Origin of the sequence: Acinetobacter sp. AOR01_HL (assembly GCF_027855455.1) — a bacterium.
Classification (GTDB): Bacteria; Pseudomonadota; Gammaproteobacteria; order Pseudomonadales; family Moraxellaceae; genus Acinetobacter; species Acinetobacter baumannii.
Map to the genome: position 1 here is coordinate 1 of NZ_JAKTIM010000032.1, position 17670 is coordinate 17670.

17 protein-coding genes are annotated in these 17670 nt (G+C 37.5%); 6 read left to right on the top strand and 11 right to left on the bottom strand.

Annotated elements, in window-relative coordinates:
* Positions 1 to 50: 50 nt before the first annotated feature.
* The gene (locus MKL62_RS09040; protein ID WP_001122273.1) at positions 51 to 560 is read left to right on the top strand and encodes a helix-turn-helix domain-containing protein; all 510 of its coding nucleotides are present in this window, start codon (positions 51 to 53) and stop codon (positions 558 to 560) included.
* 32 nt (positions 561 to 592) lie between these two features.
* Positions 593 to 1435 (top strand): IS3 family transposase, encoded by an 843-nt coding sequence (locus MKL62_RS09045; protein ID WP_223673390.1) that lies wholly within the window; start codon positions 593 to 595, stop codon positions 1433 to 1435.
* 575 nt (positions 1436 to 2010) lie between these two features.
* Here the strand turns inward: MKL62_RS09045 and MKL62_RS09050 are convergent.
* Positions 2011 to 2349, bottom strand: coding sequence for a hypothetical protein (locus tag MKL62_RS09050; protein ID WP_001243508.1), 339 nt, complete (start codon positions 2347 to 2349; stop codon positions 2011 to 2013).
* Between the two features lie 604 nt (positions 2350 to 2953).
* Between MKL62_RS09050 and MKL62_RS09055 the strand changes: the two genes are divergently transcribed.
* The gene (locus MKL62_RS09055; protein ID WP_001089197.1) at positions 2954 to 3439 is read left to right on the top strand and encodes an Lrp/AsnC family transcriptional regulator; all 486 of its coding nucleotides are present in this window, start codon (positions 2954 to 2956) and stop codon (positions 3437 to 3439) included.
* Positions 3440 to 3467: 28 nt separating this feature from the next.
* Here MKL62_RS09055 and MKL62_RS09060 read toward each other — a convergent pair whose 3' ends face one another.
* The 9 genes from MKL62_RS09060 to pepN all read right to left on the bottom strand — a co-directional run bounded on the left by MKL62_RS09060 (position 3468) and on the right by pepN (position 14419).
* Positions 3468 to 4025: a chorismate mutase gene (locus tag MKL62_RS09060; RefSeq protein ID WP_000932097.1), complete on the bottom strand. Its 558-nt coding sequence runs from the start codon at positions 4023 to 4025 to the stop codon at positions 3468 to 3470.
* A gap of 77 nt (positions 4026 to 4102) precedes the next feature.
* Positions 4103 to 4786 (bottom strand): SDR family NAD(P)-dependent oxidoreductase, encoded by a 684-nt coding sequence (locus MKL62_RS09065; RefSeq protein ID WP_005128409.1) that lies wholly within the window; start codon positions 4784 to 4786, stop codon positions 4103 to 4105.
* Positions 4787 to 4795: 9 nt separating this feature from the next.
* Entirely contained in the window at positions 4796 to 5557 is a 762-nt protein-coding gene (locus tag MKL62_RS09070; RefSeq protein ID WP_005128407.1) for an SDR family NAD(P)-dependent oxidoreductase, read from the bottom strand.
* Positions 5558 to 5564: 7 nt separating this feature from the next.
* Positions 5565 to 6251: a glutathione S-transferase family protein gene (locus MKL62_RS09075; protein ID WP_001279999.1), complete on the bottom strand. Its 687-nt coding sequence runs from the start codon at positions 6249 to 6251 to the stop codon at positions 5565 to 5567.
* Between the two features lie 226 nt (positions 6252 to 6477).
* Positions 6478 to 7497: a Csu type fimbrial protein gene (locus tag MKL62_RS09080; protein ID WP_005128406.1), complete on the bottom strand. Its 1020-nt coding sequence runs from the start codon at positions 7495 to 7497 to the stop codon at positions 6478 to 6480.
* A complete protein-coding gene (locus MKL62_RS09085; protein WP_005128404.1) occupies positions 7488 to 9947 on the bottom strand; it encodes a fimbria/pilus outer membrane usher protein in 2460 nt (819 codons plus the stop codon). Before MKL62_RS09085 ends, MKL62_RS09080 begins: the two co-directional genes overlap by 10 nt.
* Before the next feature lie 9 nt (positions 9948 to 9956).
* Positions 9957 to 10661, bottom strand: a complete 705-nt coding sequence (locus MKL62_RS09090; protein WP_000739317.1) for a fimbrial biogenesis chaperone — start codon at positions 10659 to 10661, stop codon at positions 9957 to 9959.
* Between the two features lie 72 nt (positions 10662 to 10733).
* Entirely contained in the window at positions 10734 to 11264 is a 531-nt protein-coding gene (locus tag MKL62_RS09095) for a Csu type fimbrial protein (RefSeq protein ID WP_000750672.1), read from the bottom strand.
* A 548-nt stretch (positions 11265 to 11812) separates the two neighbouring features.
* Positions 11813 to 14419 (bottom strand): aminopeptidase N, encoded by a 2607-nt coding sequence (gene pepN, locus MKL62_RS09100; RefSeq protein WP_001017226.1) that lies wholly within the window; start codon positions 14417 to 14419, stop codon positions 11813 to 11815.
* 318 nt (positions 14420 to 14737) lie between these two features.
* Here pepN and MKL62_RS09105 point away from each other — a divergent pair, with 318 nt between their 5' ends.
* The 3 genes from MKL62_RS09105 (at position 14738) to thiM (ending at position 17165) form a co-directional block, all read left to right on the top strand.
* On the top strand, positions 14738 to 14995 hold the full coding sequence (locus tag MKL62_RS09105) for a hypothetical protein (protein WP_000420540.1): 258 nt from the start codon (positions 14738 to 14740) through the stop codon (positions 14993 to 14995).
* 151 nt (positions 14996 to 15146) lie between these two features.
* Positions 15147 to 16304: a hypothetical protein gene (locus MKL62_RS09110; protein WP_002157510.1), complete on the top strand. Its 1158-nt coding sequence runs from the start codon at positions 15147 to 15149 to the stop codon at positions 16302 to 16304.
* A 33-nt stretch (positions 16305 to 16337) separates the two neighbouring features.
* Positions 16338 to 17165, top strand: coding sequence for a hydroxyethylthiazole kinase (gene thiM, locus MKL62_RS09115; protein ID WP_002069981.1), 828 nt, complete (start codon positions 16338 to 16340; stop codon positions 17163 to 17165).
* A gap of 120 nt (positions 17166 to 17285) precedes the next feature.
* On the opposite strand, the gene MKL62_RS09120 is transcribed toward thiM, so the two are convergent.
* Positions 17286 to 17645 (bottom strand): 5-carboxymethyl-2-hydroxymuconate Delta-isomerase, encoded by a 360-nt coding sequence (locus MKL62_RS09120; RefSeq protein ID WP_001120984.1) that lies wholly within the window; start codon positions 17643 to 17645, stop codon positions 17286 to 17288.
* Positions 17646 to 17670: the final 25 nt, after the last annotated feature.

Here is a 17670-nt window from a genome sequence, read left to right on the forward strand (position 1 = left end):
CTGAACTGCACCCCATAAGTTAGACTTTTTAAACTTATGAGGTGTGCCCTATGCCAATTCCGAAGCATTCAAAAGAGTTAAAATTAAAAGTCATTCAAGCTTATTTAGATGGAAGTAAAGGATATAAAATCCTTTCACAAGAATTTAATGTTGATCTCCAAACCATCCGCTTATGGATTGAAAACTATAAGGCACAAGGTGAAGATGGCCTGAATGTTAAAACTAAAAAAACCTACTACTCTTCCGAATTTAAAATCAAGGCTGTACAAATGCTTCTTGATAAGATACCGGTAAGAGAAGTTAGAAGACGGTTAAATCTGAGCGGGACGTCAATTTTAAGAAGGTGGCTCGCTCAGTATCATAAAGAAGGGATTGCCGGGTTTAATACTACGAGGATTTATACCAATATGGTTAAACAAGATAAAACCAAAATAACTAAGCCTATAAAAGAAGACAAAGATAAATCTCAACAGGAACTCATTGATGAAGTGACCGCTTTACGAGCGGAGGTTGCCTTTTTAAAAAAGCTAAAAGCCTTAAAACTGAAGCAACGTACTTAAATACACTTTGTACTGCAGACACTGTTCAGGTTATTTCAGAATTAAGGCAAATTTATCCATTAAAACTCTTACTCAGTATTGCAAAGATTGCTCGTAGTACTTATTTCTATCACATGAAAGCTGTACGCTCTAATGACAAATATACTGAGTTAAAACAGCAGATTAAGTCCATATATCACAAGCATAAGGGATGCTATGGCTATCGTAGAATTACTCTTGCCCTGAAAAGTACAGGAATAATAATCAACCATAAATGTGTATATCGCCTTATGAAAACCATGGGAATTAAATCACGTATCAGAGCATTGAAATATCGCTCATATAAAAGTGGTTGTGTCGGGACGGTGGCTGATAACATTATGCAACGGCAATTTAAAGCGAACCATCCCAACCAGAAATGGGCAACTGATGTGACGGAATTTAATGTTAACGGTGAAAAACTTTATTTATCACCAATTATAGATTTGTTTAATGGGGAAATTATTACCTTCCGAATCCAACGTAAACTCAATTATGAGTTAGTGAAAGATATGCTCATTCATGCTTTAGCTAAACTTAAGCGACATGAGAAACCAATTCTCCATTCAGATCAAGGATGGCAATATCAAATGGCTCATTACCAACAGCAATTAAAGCAACATGGTTTAATTCAAAGTATGTCTCGTAAAGGAAATTGCTTAGATAATGCTGTAATAGAAAGCTTCTTTGGAATATTAAAATCGGAATGCTTTCATGGAGAAAAATTTCAATCAATTGATGAATTAGAGAAAACGATACGAGAATACATTCATTATTATAATCATGAGAGAATCAAGGTGAAGCTACAAGGTTTATCCCCTGTACAATATAGAAACCAGTTTATAAAAACTGCTTAACTAACTGTCCAACTTTATGGGGGCAGATCATTCCGCCGCAGAGGGGGCACGCAGGGATGCCCACAAAAAAGAAAGTCTTTTTCGTGTGCTTTGGCTAATGGTCTGCTAAAACCAACTGGCAATGTAGGCCAGCAGGCAAAGGATAATCGGAGGGGTTTTAGGTGTCAATGTGATATTGGCTAGAAATAAAGCTTTAAAAACTCTATAAAATAACTTTACTTAAGATTTAGTCATCCATTCTAGAATCTTTTATTTTTGAAATTTAAAAATATAAGTAAACTTAAAATGTACTCCGCTATATTAATTAAGACTTTGAATGCCGACTGATGCTTATTTTTCCTCCATAATACATAACGAACGGCTAATCCAAGGAAGGAAATGTTATTTTTATGGTTACAATAAGGGATTCAAACTAAAAAATGATTGTTGTTAGATCTAAAACAAGGTGAAGTTTTATATTAGCTAATTTTTTAAGAATTATTCTCTAATTTAACTAGTAAATTTATACACCGATAAAATGAATAATTAAATCCATCTTATCGGCTTGCTAGAAGAGGTTTTTAAAACCTTATTTTTTATTGTTTAATATATTTTGGAAATTCTTTTAAAACCTTATGACAAAAGTGGCCCTGTGTATCCTCTTTCTTCCGCTCTTCAAATTCCTTCATCCCAAATTTCATAACCTCTCTACCATATTTTTCGCCGAGATCATGTTTAGTACATTTTGCGGCAGCCTCTTTTAACTCTTCTGAATAATAGTGATAGTTACAATCAAGTTGAGCTCGGCTTAAAAAACCATGAAGCTCTACTGCTTTCTCACATTGTGTTTGCTCTAGAAGATTTTTAGATTCTTGACTCGCATAAATTGATGTTCCTACTAATAAAGTGAAAATCGTTACTAAAAAATTACGCATTATTTCCCCGACAAAGTTATTAAAAGTATTAGTCATAATATTGCGGGCGTATTAAATAATAATTATCACTAAGTGTCTATTAATAATAAAGAAAACAGGATAACCTTCTTCTCTTTCGAATATTTAATCACCTTATTAAAATTAGGTGATTAAGTTTTAACAAATAAATAATCTTTATTATACTCGCTTATTTAATTGTTAAATTAGTACTTTGGTTAGGGATTAAAGTATGTGCTTTTATGAATTTCAATAATAATATTTAGCCATTTAGGATATTTGATAAGATTTTTGGAAAGATGAGCGCTATGACCAATAAGAATATATTTATTATTTAACCAATATTTGATGAATCTAATGTATGAATCAAAAATTCCTAATATTTGATTTTTTGGGTAAGATCCGCAAAGAGCACTGTTTAGTCACCCTTACTGAAACAGTGCTCTTTGCTTCATCACAACTCCTATCCAGTAGAGTCCGATGCATAGAAATAGTGTATGGCTGTGTCACTCAAAATGTTTACTGAATTTTCAGTTTTTTTAAATGATATCAGCATAAAAATCACGTATATTTAAAATTAACAGAAGAATCTTCTTTGGTTTATATTTTGAACAGCACAGAATACACACTAGATCGCATAGATCGGAAAATATTATCTGCCCTACGTAGAAATGGCCGTTTAACGGTTGCACAGCTCGCCGAAGAAGTCGGGCTTTCATCTTCGCCTTGCTGGACTCGACTCAAACGTTTAGAAAGTCTAAAAATTATTGAAGGCTATACCGTAAACGTAAACCCCAAAGCGATTGGCATTCATGAGTTGTTTTTTATCGAAATTACCCTAGAACGCCACGATGATGAAATGTTAGAAAACTTTAGCGAGGCTTTGGCAGACATTCCAGAAGTGGTCGAAGCGCATTTAGTTACGGGCGACTATGATTATTTGGTGAAAGTGGCCGTAAAAGATGCCGAGCATTACGAACGTTTTTTACGTAAAAAGCTCTACTCGATTAAAGGAATCCGCCACACGCGTTCAACCTTTGCTTTACGACCACTTAAATCTGCCAATACTGCCGATTTAATGTTGATTGAATAATTTACTTATAGGGAGGGCTTTGGGTGGTTCATTGTTTTAATTTGATTTTATTCAATGTTACACATAAAGCCCTCTTGTCAGCTTCTTTAAGTTGAGGATGCTGAACAGGCCACATATAGCTACAGCCATGAGGCGCTTTGTTATTATTTTTCTTAAGTTCATAGGCGATATTTTTTAGCAGCTCTGTGTTTAAAGCGCTAATTTTTAAGCGTACTTCACTTAAGTCTTGAGGCTTCCAGTTGGTTTCCGGACTCGACAACCAGTCGGCGCGATAACGGTATTGGATTGCTTTAGCCACATCCATTTGCACCACTATAAATGGCTTTACTGTTTCGCTGTTAAGCCCAAAAGAGTCAGCTTCAGAAAGCGATTGATCGAGTACTTTCTTTTCTTGTGTTAAATCTTCAATCGGTAAATGCTGCTCTGCCTTATAGCCTGCAACATCTTTCATATAAGATAAACGTTCGTTAATTAAACGCGCGGTTTGCTCATATTGATATGCTTGTGCCAGTGAAGAAAAGCACATCAAAGCTGCCACTGTAGTCGCTACTTTAACCGTTTGTTGAATATTCTTAATATTTAACATTTAAGTACCTTCAAAATTATTGTTCTGTTGTCATTCCAAAGCAGTACTCTATTTTAAGAACACTCGAAAGTAAAATCTCAAGACACGCTAAGCTCTTGACTCCATGCAGTGTTAGGTTGTTGATAGATGTGCTGACAGACTTGTTTAACAGATGAAATAAAGTGCTGGTTTTGCCCATCCCATTTTTCCACCATGCAATATGTCACGTGTATTCCTTTAGGCTGAAACTCTCTTGCCAATGACTGTGATAACGCTCGAATACTCGCAAACATGCTTTGACTTAACACATCGTAGTGAGTCGAGTTATTAGATGGCGCTCCAAGAAAAATAACAGTGCCCCGCTGCCGCTTTAGCATTGGTTTAATCACTGCTTGTGACACGCTCACTGCGCTTAAACCCGTTGTTTGCCAACTGTGCTCAATTTCTTCTAAAGATAAAGCTTCAATATTTGGCGCAGATGAAAAATTTGGCTGAAACACGCATAACTCAATGCTATGACTATGGCTGGCAATATATTTTAGTAAACTTTTTAAATGCTCGGTATTCACCAAGTTTAAACGGACACTCGTTATGCCATCATTTACACGGTTTACTTGTATATTCTGAACGCTAGAATCATGTACAGCTTGATAGACATGCAATGGAGATTGCTCATTTTTGTCTAAAATTACAAAGTTCTGGTCAAGTAGTTCTATATCATGGCCTGCAACCACCACACAGCCCTGCTTTTTTTGAAACTTCTGAAATATTGTTTTTAGCATATGAGTCTCTCAAAATTTTTCTTGATATGGACGTAAATCTAGCTCGTGTGTCCAAAGCTCAGGGCTTTGCTGATAGAGCATCCAATAGTTGTCAGCTATTGCATTAATATTGAGTCCACCCGTTCCCCGTGTGAGTCGAATGAAACGTCCTAGACCAAATAAAGCTTTATTAATTCTGTCGCCATCCACCATTCCATCAATAATGACATGAGCAATATGAATGCCTTGAGTTTTATAAATTTGAGCTAAGTTTAATGCATAAGTCCGCAAGGCAGATTTCCCCATAGTGAAAGCTGCAAAAAAAGGCTTTCCACGCAACGAAGCACTGGCTCCGGTAAAAATAAGCGTACCGTGGTTTTGTTCTTTAAATATTTTTAAACAGCTTTGAGAAACTAAATAGGCCGATAAAAAAGTGGATTGCCACATTTGAGTAAAAAACGATAGCGGACTACGTAAAAAAATTGAGGGAATATTTCCCCCAACATTATGAATAACTGCAGTAATGCGTTCATTCTGACTTATGATGGTGTCAAACAATGCCTGTACTTGATTGATATCTTCTGCATCTAGACGAAATGCCACAGCTTCACCTGCATTGGCATGGATTTCGGCAGCTACTGTCTCAATTTTTTGGAAAGTACGTCCAGCAACGTAAACTTTTAAGCCCTCTTTTGCAAAGCGATGACAGACAGCAGCACCGATGCCCTGTGATGCCCCAACGCCAATAACAACTGCACAATCTCGTATTTTATCTGATGTTGCTGATGCCATAGTCGTCTCAACCTGTTTGTTTTTTATACCATTCTGCCATAAATGGACGATCCAAGATTTCCTTACCAAACTTCTTACTTGTACGAATGACTTCACCAAGTTGAGCAACTACAGCTATGTCTGCAATCGTTTGATTCTCACCTACTAACCATTCACTTTGTGATAAAACCTGCTCAACACGGTCGAGGTGTCGTATAAATTCTTCTTCAACATTTTCAGCTTTCATTCTGCCCAAGCCTTGAAAGAAAAGCTGTGTTTTTAGTTCAGCTAAAATAAAACCCTTCACCATAGGTTTTTCATATGCAGGGCGGCCAATACTGCTAATACGAATTGCTTCTTCTAAAGCTTCCGAATCATTTACTCTTAAATATACTTCATAAAAATAGAGTGATTCATCTGCCCAGTCTTCCCAAAGTTCTGCAAGTGCCTTTTGATTTGCGTCTCCGGGATAAAGTCGAGGTGTATCCGGAAAGGTTTCGTCTAGGTAGCGAGCGATACGGGTACTGTCTTGTATACGCTGCCCTTTATGGTCAATAACAGGTACTTTGCCCACTTTACTGAGCAAAGGAACTTTCGCTCCAAGAATGCCGTTGTAATTAATCGTTTCGTATGGGATTCCCTTAAATTTCAAAGCTCTTGCAACTTTTTGACAAAATGGAGAAATTTCCCATTGATGCAAAATAATATCCGACATTTATTCACCTTTATTTTTAATTGCCTGTTTTGCCACTCAGTTCCTTTTTGGAACTAACTATTAAATATACAGAATATCTTTTTAAGTCAAACTGTTTTTGATGACGACCAAGTTTCAAAAACTAAGAATATTTTAACTTTCTCTTTTTATACTCAAACTATTGTGGACAATATCAAAGGTATCACGCGAATCTATTGAAATAAAAGATCCACGTATATTCTTAAAATTAATAAGTCACTGTCACAACAACACTATCAGAATAGTTTCCCGGTTTAGTTGAAATGGAAGTGCCTTGCGGAATTTTTCCATAAACGGGTGTACTTTGGGCGCTACCTGTACCAGTTTTTGAGACTCCACCTGAACCACCAACATTGGTTACACCTCCTGTGGCATCCCATACCGTACTATAGTTAGAATCTTTATATAGCTGATAGGGAATATAATCATTATTGTCATGAATCATACGCCTAAAACCACCAGCTATGCGGTGGTTTCCATCCCCTAAATAAATGCTATAAGGTGTTCCATAGTTGCAGGTAGTATTCACTGCTCCTTGAGCTATGTAATCACGCTTAGTCGTACCAATATCATTAATATTGCCGAAATCTACAGTTGAAGTTGAGTTTAATTGGCACAGACTTGGGACCACAAAGTTTGCTGTTAGTAATGTATCACCAGAATCCCAACCACCAAGTAAATCGCCACATGACAAACCCAAAAGATCCATATCCCAATACAACCGGACCGAAGCCGTATAGGTTCCTTTAGGATATGCAATGAGAGACCCTGTTCGAGCTGGTACTTTTATATTTACCGAGTAACTCACAATATTATTTGATGCGACTGTTGCTACTGGACCATACCACACATTGGAGGATTGGTTGGTAGTAGAAGAGCCAGCCCCGCCTACAGTTGCAGTAACTGTATAGGGTAAAGTCACACTATTATTCGCAGTGGTTGCTCCTGTAAATACGGTTTTCATACACATAAAATTAGAAATCTGGGGAAGTCCTAAATTCGTACAAGTAATTGTTCCTGAAAGGTTTACGGTTGCATCACTATTAATATTTGCTGCAGTGTAATTAAAAGTACTATTTGTAGTCCCGCTTACCGTGCAAGCAGCTTGTGCAGGACTAAAAAATGCATAAACGAGATAAAACAAGCAAATGCCTATGAAGTATTTTAAAGACCGTGGAAGTTTTTTATAGCTCTCTATTTGAGCCTTATTCATAAAATTTAATGACATACATAAGGTCCCAATTTTTTAGTTGAGTACTGATTACTGTTATAGGTAAAGTCAACTTGGCATGAGCCATGATCAAGAAGATCGACTACAAGTTTGTTTTGTTTTAATAAGTTTGAAATAAACACTTCACCGTCATAGCCAACCACTCCATCTTGCTGTCCATTAATTTGAACGCTATACCCCGGTAATAACGGTGAGTTATTTTTATCAACAAGTTTCACTAATCCTGAGATGACCTGATGTGCACCAAAATCAATCATTGTTCCTTGGCGATAACCTACAACAGTTTTTTGTTCAGTGGAGTTAACGCTCCAATTTAGAGGCAAGAATGAAGGATCTAAATAAATATGGTTCTCTTGATATGGCATGAGACTAGGAATCAAAAATCTCCCTGATTTATCCGTAAAGCCTAAATTTACTCCACCATTTAAGATTTGGCTTTGCGGGCCTGCATTAGTGACAACAGCATATCCATCTCCAATTTCATTGGCCGCAAAGAGCCGTCCTGCTGCAGCTACCAAAGATCCCGTTGCCGAAAGAGCAACCTGATCGTTATCTCCAATTCGGTTATAGCGACCTGCCAAATAAGCAGCACGGGCACGGTAAGAGGCATAGATTGATGCATTGTTGTCATGGTTATCCTGATCTCGCTCAACATAGCCTCCCCATCCAAATGACCCAATTTGCGGATCCGACAAACCGAAAACTTCTTGTCGATAACTCAATCTACCGCTGTCGCTAGAAACACTAGTAATGGCATTGAATTTATTCGAAGGTGTATATCGCAGCGCAAAGTAAATACCGTAGTCCTTGTGATTTTCATAATCTTTATAGGCAGAGGTATAAAATCCCCAGTTCTTGTTCAGACTTCCACTTAAATTGGCCGATAGCAGTTTATATTGGTTATCACTATATTTAATCTGGTTATACCCCAGATAGGCCCCATAACCTGCATAAAAGTTATAGTTAATTCCTGCCCTAAAAATTTCATCTGCCAGCGCACTGTAGTTGAGGTAGTTTTGTGACTCAGCATCGCTCTGATTATCTTTTAAATATCGAACCTGAGATACGCGTGCCAAATCAAAATAGTTATCGAATATTTTGCGGTAACTGGTGTTAAAAGAAATATTTTTACTAATCCGACCTTCTAAACCCAACAAGGCAGAATAACCGTTTTCATCTTTATACTGGCTTGCTGCAATATCAGCATTAATCACCCCAATACCGAACAGGTTCTTGGCAAAGCCTGTTCCAATGTTAGACAAACCATCTGTTGAAGCCTCTACCCCACCGCTTAAGGTTAATGAGTTGCTGTAACCATATCGAATTGACCCTGATGCAAAGGTAGCATCGTCATAATCGTTCGAGTATAGGCCATAGTTATAGCGCGGAACCCCAACATCCACTGAAAACTCATTAATACCTTTTGCCAGAATCTTGGATGAAAAATAGTAAGGCTTTTTGGTAATGCTCTGCCGACCAGTAGCATCCGTAGTTACAAGTGTGACCTCATTTCCGGAAATAAACGGGAGCTGTTTAATATCAAAAGGGCCTGACGGGACAAGTCCTGAATAAATCTTTTGCTGGTTAACGTATAAATCCAGTGTTGAAGGCAGTGCGGCTGAACCGGAGAATTGTGGCAGTGCCGAAGTGACAATATCGCCACGTTGAGTATAGGCACTCGACCATTGAAAGCCTGCAAGGCGGACGCTGCTGCCCCAATCCGAACTATTGGAGATAAAGTCCCCTAGGGTATATATCCTGATCTTTTCAGGGTCTACATATTGCCATTTACTTTCCAGACGTACCCATTTTTCGTGGCTATAACTATTTTCATCATTTCCGTTATATAACACACCAGACGAAAAGTTACCGATCGCACTGTTGAAAATTCCCTCTGCCGAACCGGAGAAAACATTCTCATCATTAGTTATGGTGTGATACAGGCTATAGTTCAGGATTGCAGCGTTTAAAGGCTTTATTTTAAGTAGCTGCGGACTGGTGATCTGCTGCCCTTTTAAGTCAACCGAATAGCCTGTCATCATGTGAGGAGGTACTTGTAAGTTTAAAGACTGCTCATTCTCCAAGTATTTAAACCGGATATCTTTAAGCTCATTAAGACAAATCCACTGGCTATCAGAAATGGAATCATTCATTTTTAGTCTTAAAGTTTTTAAGTCACGGGCACGGATATATAATTTTTTATCTTGATCTTGTCTTACGGCTACTAAATCCTCAGAAGGGTTGGAATTAATAGAAATATTTAAAAAAAGCTGTGCAACGTTATTATCTTGCTCCTGTTCATTCATCTTTATCTGCGTGTTTTTACTTTTGCTGTCAATCGTATCCGGAATACTTGGAACCGGCACATTCGTATTGTCCTGTAACTGTTCAGCAAAAGCATATGCAGGAAGATATGTAACACATAAGACACCTATAATATATTTCATATAAGCCTCTTATAGCGTGACTTTCTTACCATTAACTGTTAAGGAAATACTGTATTTATGGTCGGGCTGATATGAAAAATTACTAATCGGATAGCTTCGTGATTGTTCTGCAAGAATATAACCATTCACTGTATTTACTTTAATGGAGTAACTCTTATTTTCTGTTAGATCTACAAGTTTTAAGTCATTTAAAAGTGCATGCCTGTTTCCAATATTGCTGATATTTAAAGAAGTGGTTTTTTGACTATTATCAATTTTCCAATTTAGTTGAGTAATCGCATCTTTATTCACTACAAATACAGGTAATGATGAGCGAAGTAAGACATTTACACCTTGACTAACTTTGCGGCTATCCATAGGTTTTGGCAGCTCATCAATAATAATACGATAAGTTTTTTCGCCAGAAACTGGCGTTGGATTAACCCTCACTACACGTAAATTATAAGAGTCATTAGGTTGTAATTTTAAAAAAGGTGGACTAACCGCAATTTCATCCGTAGGGGTTAATTGATCCTGTCCATTGTTTTGACTCCATTCAAATACACGCACCTGTAAATCGGTACTTTCATTTGACTGGTTATATAAACTAATCGAAGAAGCACTTTGATTACTTAAAATTTCCACCGTTACGGGTGAAAGACGAATTGTAGCGGCATAAATAGTGCTCGATAAAGATAAGAATAATCCCGTAATAATAAAAATGTTTTTTTTCATAATTAACCCAAGTATATCTTTCTAAAGTATTAGCCCTTTTAAAGGGCTAACTATATTTATAATTTATAAAATTTAATAAGTTACTGTGACTGTCACAGTGTCAACATAGCTACCTGCACTTGGTAAAGTTGTACCAGCAGGGATACGGCCATACACGTTAACTGTCTGGACATTACCCGTGCCTGTTCCACTATAAGCAGTTGTTGCAACTCCAATAGCCGTAGCACGTCCTGTGTCAGAGTAAAGGTTATAAGGAATATATTCTGTAGTAGACGCGCCACCAATCATACGACGTTGAGTTGATAGAACATTTTGTCCACCATCAAATGATAAAGTCCATGGCACTGTGTTGTTACACAACACCCTAATTGGAGTACCACCAGTAGTCGTAGTATCTGCGTCTACATTACCAGCCAGAGAACTTAAGGTGCCAAAGTCTAGAACTGCATTAGCTGTCGTACCAGTAGCTGAGGTATTCAGGACACAGCTATTTGTTACTGTAGCTCTAACCGTCAAGGTGCCTGTTGCTGTAGCGGCATTGGCTGCATTGAGAGAAGATAATCCTACAGCAAATGCTGATAAATAAAAAAAAGTCTTTTTCATGGTTAAAACCTTTTTACATTAAATTGTTGGAATTAATAGATGTAAAAAAATTAATCTTCACCATTACAATCACTTTTATTCGACTGCTCTTTTAAAGCTTATATTTTTTACTCTATTTTTGGCATCATACATAAAAAAATTTAAATTGTATGAGTATGTTTTTATTTCAATTTTCAATTAATAAAATACAATTACCCATTCTAACCCTTCATTAACAATTCATTAACAATACAAAAAACAAATAATTGATTTTTATTAATTTAATTAAATACCAATAAAATAATTTAGAAAAATTTTAAATAAATATTTCAATATTTTTAGCAAAAACTATAAGTATAAAAATAAAATTTATAGAATAATTTAAAATATTTTTCTAATTAATCGATAAGTAGTCTATATTTTTAAGAATAATTAAAAGATATATTTAAAATAAATCATTAATTATTAATTGAGATATAATTCCTATTTCTTTATATTTTTTTGATTTAGTTAATTATATAAAAATAAAGGCCCCTCAAGAGGCCTCTATTCAATATGCTTAAATATTATTAAACGCTCAGCATACTATTTAAAGTTTCAGAAACGTTTTTAGATTTCACTTTAGGCTGCAATGCTTGTAAAGCCTGTTGCACTTGAGTGCGCTGAGGTTCGGCAAGCGTGTACCAGCGAGATAACACCTGTAATAAGCGTGAACCTAAAATCGGGTTTTTCTCGTCCAGATATTCTGCAAGATTAATAAAGTGAGCTACACCAAAGCCCCATGTATTTTCAGGGTTATTTGACAAACCACCACTCACGGCGCGAATACGGTTTGGTGTGGTTAAGTCATAATCAGGATGCTGAGTTAGATATTCAATTGTCTCAACTGTAGCATTTGGGTTTGCCGCCTGAATCATAAACCATTGGTCCAAAGACAATGCTTCGTCTTTAAAGCGGTTATAGAAATCAGCTAGGGCTTCTTGTGCTTGAGGCGCACTTTGCCACACTAGTACACGCAGCGCACCTAAACGTTCAGACATATTCCCCGTGCTTTGATATTGCTTATAAGCTAATTCAAATGCACTTTGGTCACCCTGACGCGCCATCATCATGAGCATAATGTTCTTTAATGCACGTACACCCATCGCTAAAGAAAATTCTTTTTGCAAGTCAGGGTCCAGTGTAAGGTACGTATCTTTCCAGAACGACCCCAACTCTTGAGCCAAACGATTGAGTAAGGCTTCACGTTTTACATGAATATCGGCTGGTGCATAGTTTTGATCAATACGGCTACCTAAATAACCTTCAGTTGGTACATCAAACAAACGCGATGCTAAAAGTGGATCACGACCAACTAATTCAGGCAATGTGCTTTGAATAGCTTGAATATAGGTATCCGCAGAGTGATCTTCTAACAAAATACGTTCAAGCAAGGTTTGTGTTGCTTGCCATTGGTTAAAACCATTTGTTTCATGTTGAATTAAGAATGCTAATTCTTCATCACTGTAATCAAATACCAGATTTACAGGTGCAGAGAAATTACGTAGTAGTGAAACAACAGGTTGCTCAGTTACTCCTGTAAACTCAATAGCTGCCTCGTCTTGGTCAAACAAATACACACCATCTTTAACACCATTTACAAATAGGCTTTCGCTTTGGAGCGTATATTGTTCACCTGTTTTCGCATTAAATAATGCCAACGCTACAGGAATTGGGACAGCTTTTAAATTTGGATATTTCGGATGCGCTTTTAGGCTTTGTTTAAAGCTTAAACGATAAGTTTGCGCTGCTGCATCATATTCACCTTTCGCTTCAAGCTTTGGTGTACCTGGTTGATTATACCAAGTTAAGAATGCAGATAAATCAACACCTGAACCTGCAGAGAGTGCAGCAACCCAGTCTTCAACAGTTACGGCTTGTCCATCATGACGGCGGAAATATTCATCCGTTCCCTGACGGAATTTTTCTTTACCCAGTAATGTCGACATCATGCGGTTAATTTCCGCACCTTTTTCATAAACAGTCGCTGTATAGAAGTTATTAATTTCGACAAAGTGGTCAGGGCGTGGTGGGTGCGACAATGGACCTGCATCTTCTGGGAATTGATGCGATTTAAGAACAGCGACATCGTCAATACGTTGAACCGCAGCAGATTGTAAATCTTCCGAGAAAGATTGATCACGGAATACCGTTAAGCCTTCTTTTAAGCACAACTGGAACCAGTCACGACAAGTAATACGGTTCCCTGTCCAGTTATGGAAATATTCATGGGCGATCACAGACTGTACACGCATAATCGCTGCGTCAGTTGTGTATTCTTCATCGGCAAGTACGCATGAGGTGTTAAAGATATTTAAACCTTTATTTTCCATGGCACCCATGTTGAACTGGCTCACCGCAACAATCATATAGTTGTCGAGATCATAGGCACGGCCATAGTGCTCTTCATCCCAGCGCATAGAATGTTTTAAAGCTTCCATTGCGATATGGCATTTTGGAATGTCTTTCTCAATGGCATAGATTTCTAAAGCGACATCACGTCCTTCCGAAGTCGTATAGCGGTCTTTCAATACAGCTAAATCACCAATCACACAAGCAAACAAATAGCTTGGCTTTTTAGTCGGGTCTTGCCAGATCGCAAAGTGACGGTTTTCACCAACTTCACCTGTTTCAAGCAAGTTACCATTCGCAAGTAAAACCGGATATTTTTTGTCTGCTTCTACACGTGTAGTAAAAACTGAAAGTACGTCTGGACGGTCTGGATAGAACGTAATTTTACGGAAACCTTCAGGCTCATTTTGCGTTACAAATAAGTCGCCAGCTTTATATAAACCTTCAAGCTGAGTGTTGGTTTCCGGGTGAATAATCACTTGAGTTTGTAAAATGACTTCATCTGGTGCATCAGTGATCACCAGTTGTTCACTATCGAGTGAATATTGTGCAGGAGTAAGATCTTGGCCATTGAGCTGAATAGATTGCAACTCAAGATCACGGCCCAGTAGCACCAAGTCTCCAGCAGTTTGACGCTTCATGACTAATGTTGAATCAACAATTGTTTTATCGTCATAGACTTGAATATCAAGATTAATTGATTCGACCAAGAACGCAGGTTTTTGATAATCTTTTAAATAAACTGTTTGATCTGCCTGAACTGGAGGCTGCGCCGCAATATTCATCTTTATTCCTTATATACTTTTGGAAACCGTAGTACGAATTTTATGAACTTGATCATACACATTCATACATACTGTGTTTGTTTACCTTTATAAAATTAATGGGACTTCATTTATACATTTCAAATTAGAATCGTCTTTTATTAGCACAGATTAGACCAAAATTACGATAATCGCTGCTTATATAATCAATCTATACAATAAAAATAAAACTCCTTTCGCTTTTAACATTTTTGAGGAGCTGCTTACATTTTGGGCATGGTTCTTGCCTTATCCAATATACCAGTATAAGTATTTCAATCAGAACAAGAGGAACTCACTATGGAATTAAAAGCTTATTTACATCGAATAGAAAACATTAAAGCGATTCATGATCTAGATGCAGCAGGACTCGACCACCATGTAATTGCCGTGTTCTTGTCTGCCGAAGGTATTTCAATGACAGCTCAGGAGGTAACCACTATCGTTAATACGTATGACGCCTTAGGTAAAGTGAAATTACCAAGTAAAAAAGTGCAGGCACTGATCAATGCCAAAAAACTTGGACAAAATGATGAGACCTTGCCGTGCCCTGTTTAATCTTAACTTTTAACCTCTTATGAAAACCTAAAGTCAAAACAAAGACTTTAGGTTTTCTATTTTTGCATCAAACAAAAAGACAATCTCATCTATCGGCAATGCGGCTGTGTATAATAGGTCAGTCATGATTAATTTAAACGTTCGGAGCGAAATGGCCTTACAAATTCTACAAAAACAGCTAGATGAAAGTAGCCATTGCCCTCTCTGCCAAGCGTCGATGTACTGGGTAGATGCCGAACAATTTGAGCAAGACGTTCAATTTCATGAATGTAGCCATTGCCAACACCGTGTATTTAAAGACACAAAAATGACGTGTCATTGCGACCAATGCACTAAACAAAGAAAAAAGCTTTTACAGCAGACCAGATTACAAGAACAACGCCAGTTTAAGTCAAAAGATCAACCTCAGCGCAGTCTGGAGCAACTTAGTTTTTTAAATAAACTTTTTATGCTTAGTCTGCTCGATGACTATGCACGAGACGATGTTGCACATGACGAATACATTCACTGGGACCAGATAAAATATCAGCCGATAACCCCCAACTGGATGTTCCAAAGCCATCTGATTAAACAACTTCATAAAGATGGGATTTTAAATGCACAAGATCAAACCGATGAACCACAGTGCTTTTATTTAAATATTCGTCTAGATGGTTATAGCGACCCAAGTTTATTTAGTGTAGCTCAGCAACTACGTCACTGGTTTTATGAAAACCTAAGTCTTGGTATTCCATTTCGTAGTGCAGATGAAGTGAAGGACGTGCTGTTTCAGGTGCTCTATCAAGAAATTATTCAGTTCACCCAGTTCTATTGCCGAACTTGGGGTATCCAAATTGCAGGAAGCTCTAATTTTCAAGCCTTTTGCTACCGTTTAATGGACTCATTGGCGATTGGTCAAATTTATTATCTTATTCAGACTGCACTTGAATATCTTTATAAACAAAAGGCACTACAGCCACGAAACGAAAAATTTATTAACACCAATCTATTAAAGAAAACTTTAGAGCAATATCGGGAACGAGCTTTGGCTGAAAAGTGGGAAACTTCGATGTTGCCCCGCCCTTACAATATTCCTTACAGTAAAATGAGCCATATATTATTTAACCGCTTTTTAGGTTATGACGAACAGATATTTGTACAACCTGTATGGAAAGCATGGCGAAAAATCGAACCTCGTTTAAACTTTTACTCGGTTAAACGTTGTATGTACTGTGGTTCAAATGATCTAAGCGTGGACTATGATGCAGCAGATTATGTGTCGCTGATTTGCCAAAATTGCAAACATCAAGATCACTATTTTACCCGTTAACTTTCTTATCTCTGGCTTAATAAGGATTATTAGATGATTTCGACATCCAACCTCATTGAACAGGTGATTGAAGCTTGGCAAAACATGCAGGCAAAAACGCCGCTGGTACAATGTATTACCAACAGCGTTGCTGCCAACTACACAGCCAATGTATTACTTGCTTCCGGTGCTTCACCTGCCATGATTGATAATCCTTATGAAGCAGAAAGTTTTACCAAAATTTCATCGGCTTTAAGCATTAATTTAGGCACACCGACTTCAGAGCAAATGCAAGCCATGCAAATCTCTGCCAAGACCGCACAGCTCAATAACATTCCGTGGGTACTCGATCCGGTGGGATATGGGCCAATATTAGCTTGGCGTAGTCAAATGACAGACGAGCTTTTACAGTTCAAACCAAGCGTTATTCGTGGTAATGCCTCAGAAATCAGTACGCTTGCAGGCAACCAAGTTCAATCTAAAGGTGTGGATAGTACCTTAAGTAGTGATCAGGCCTATCAACAGGCTTATGCACTATTAGCACATGCAGACTGTATCGCTATTTCAGGTGAGTCAGATTATATTTTATCTAGAGAATTAGATGCTGTGATCCAAGTAAACGGCGGAAGCCCGTTACAACCCAAAATTACTGCAACTGGCTGCGCTTTGGGTGCATTAATTGCTGCATATAGCGCCGTGACGACACCAACCATTGCAGCTCTTTCAGCTCATATTCATTTTGCAATTGCAGGTAAACTTGCTGCAAATCAAGCTCAAACGATGGGTAGTTTTAGTAGCATATTTATGGATTATATCCATATGCTAGATGCTAACCTGATTGAGCAATACGCAGATATCAAACTTTTAAATAAACAGGCATAACCTAAATTATGCCTGAATTACACTAGACTCACTTTAAAAGTAAGTAGATGTCGGTAATAAGTCAGACTACTTTTACATAGTGCTCATTGCTATTCTTGATCGAAATTGCGCTTTTTTGAGTTATACAACTTGCTTGAAATAATCGTCTCTTGGCATGTCGATAAGTTCAACACACAATTGAATTTCTTTATTAAACTCTTGTGGTAGATATTTTTTGTTGCTGAGCGCCGCTAATAATTGCTCACCCACAAGCTGTTTTTGTTCAGCAGTTCTTCCCGACAAAATATAGGCTTTTACATGGATATAGGCTTGATCAACCCCTAAGCCAATCAGAAACACCTCATCTCTACGCGCACGACTTTTAATGTCTTCTGGACTAAACAACTCTGTTTCAATCAACGTGGTATTAATTTCTTCAAGTAATTGTTTTGCATTTAGTCCAGTTAAGTTATCTGAATAATCAACTACAACGTGCGGCATAGCCACCTCAATTTATATAATAAGT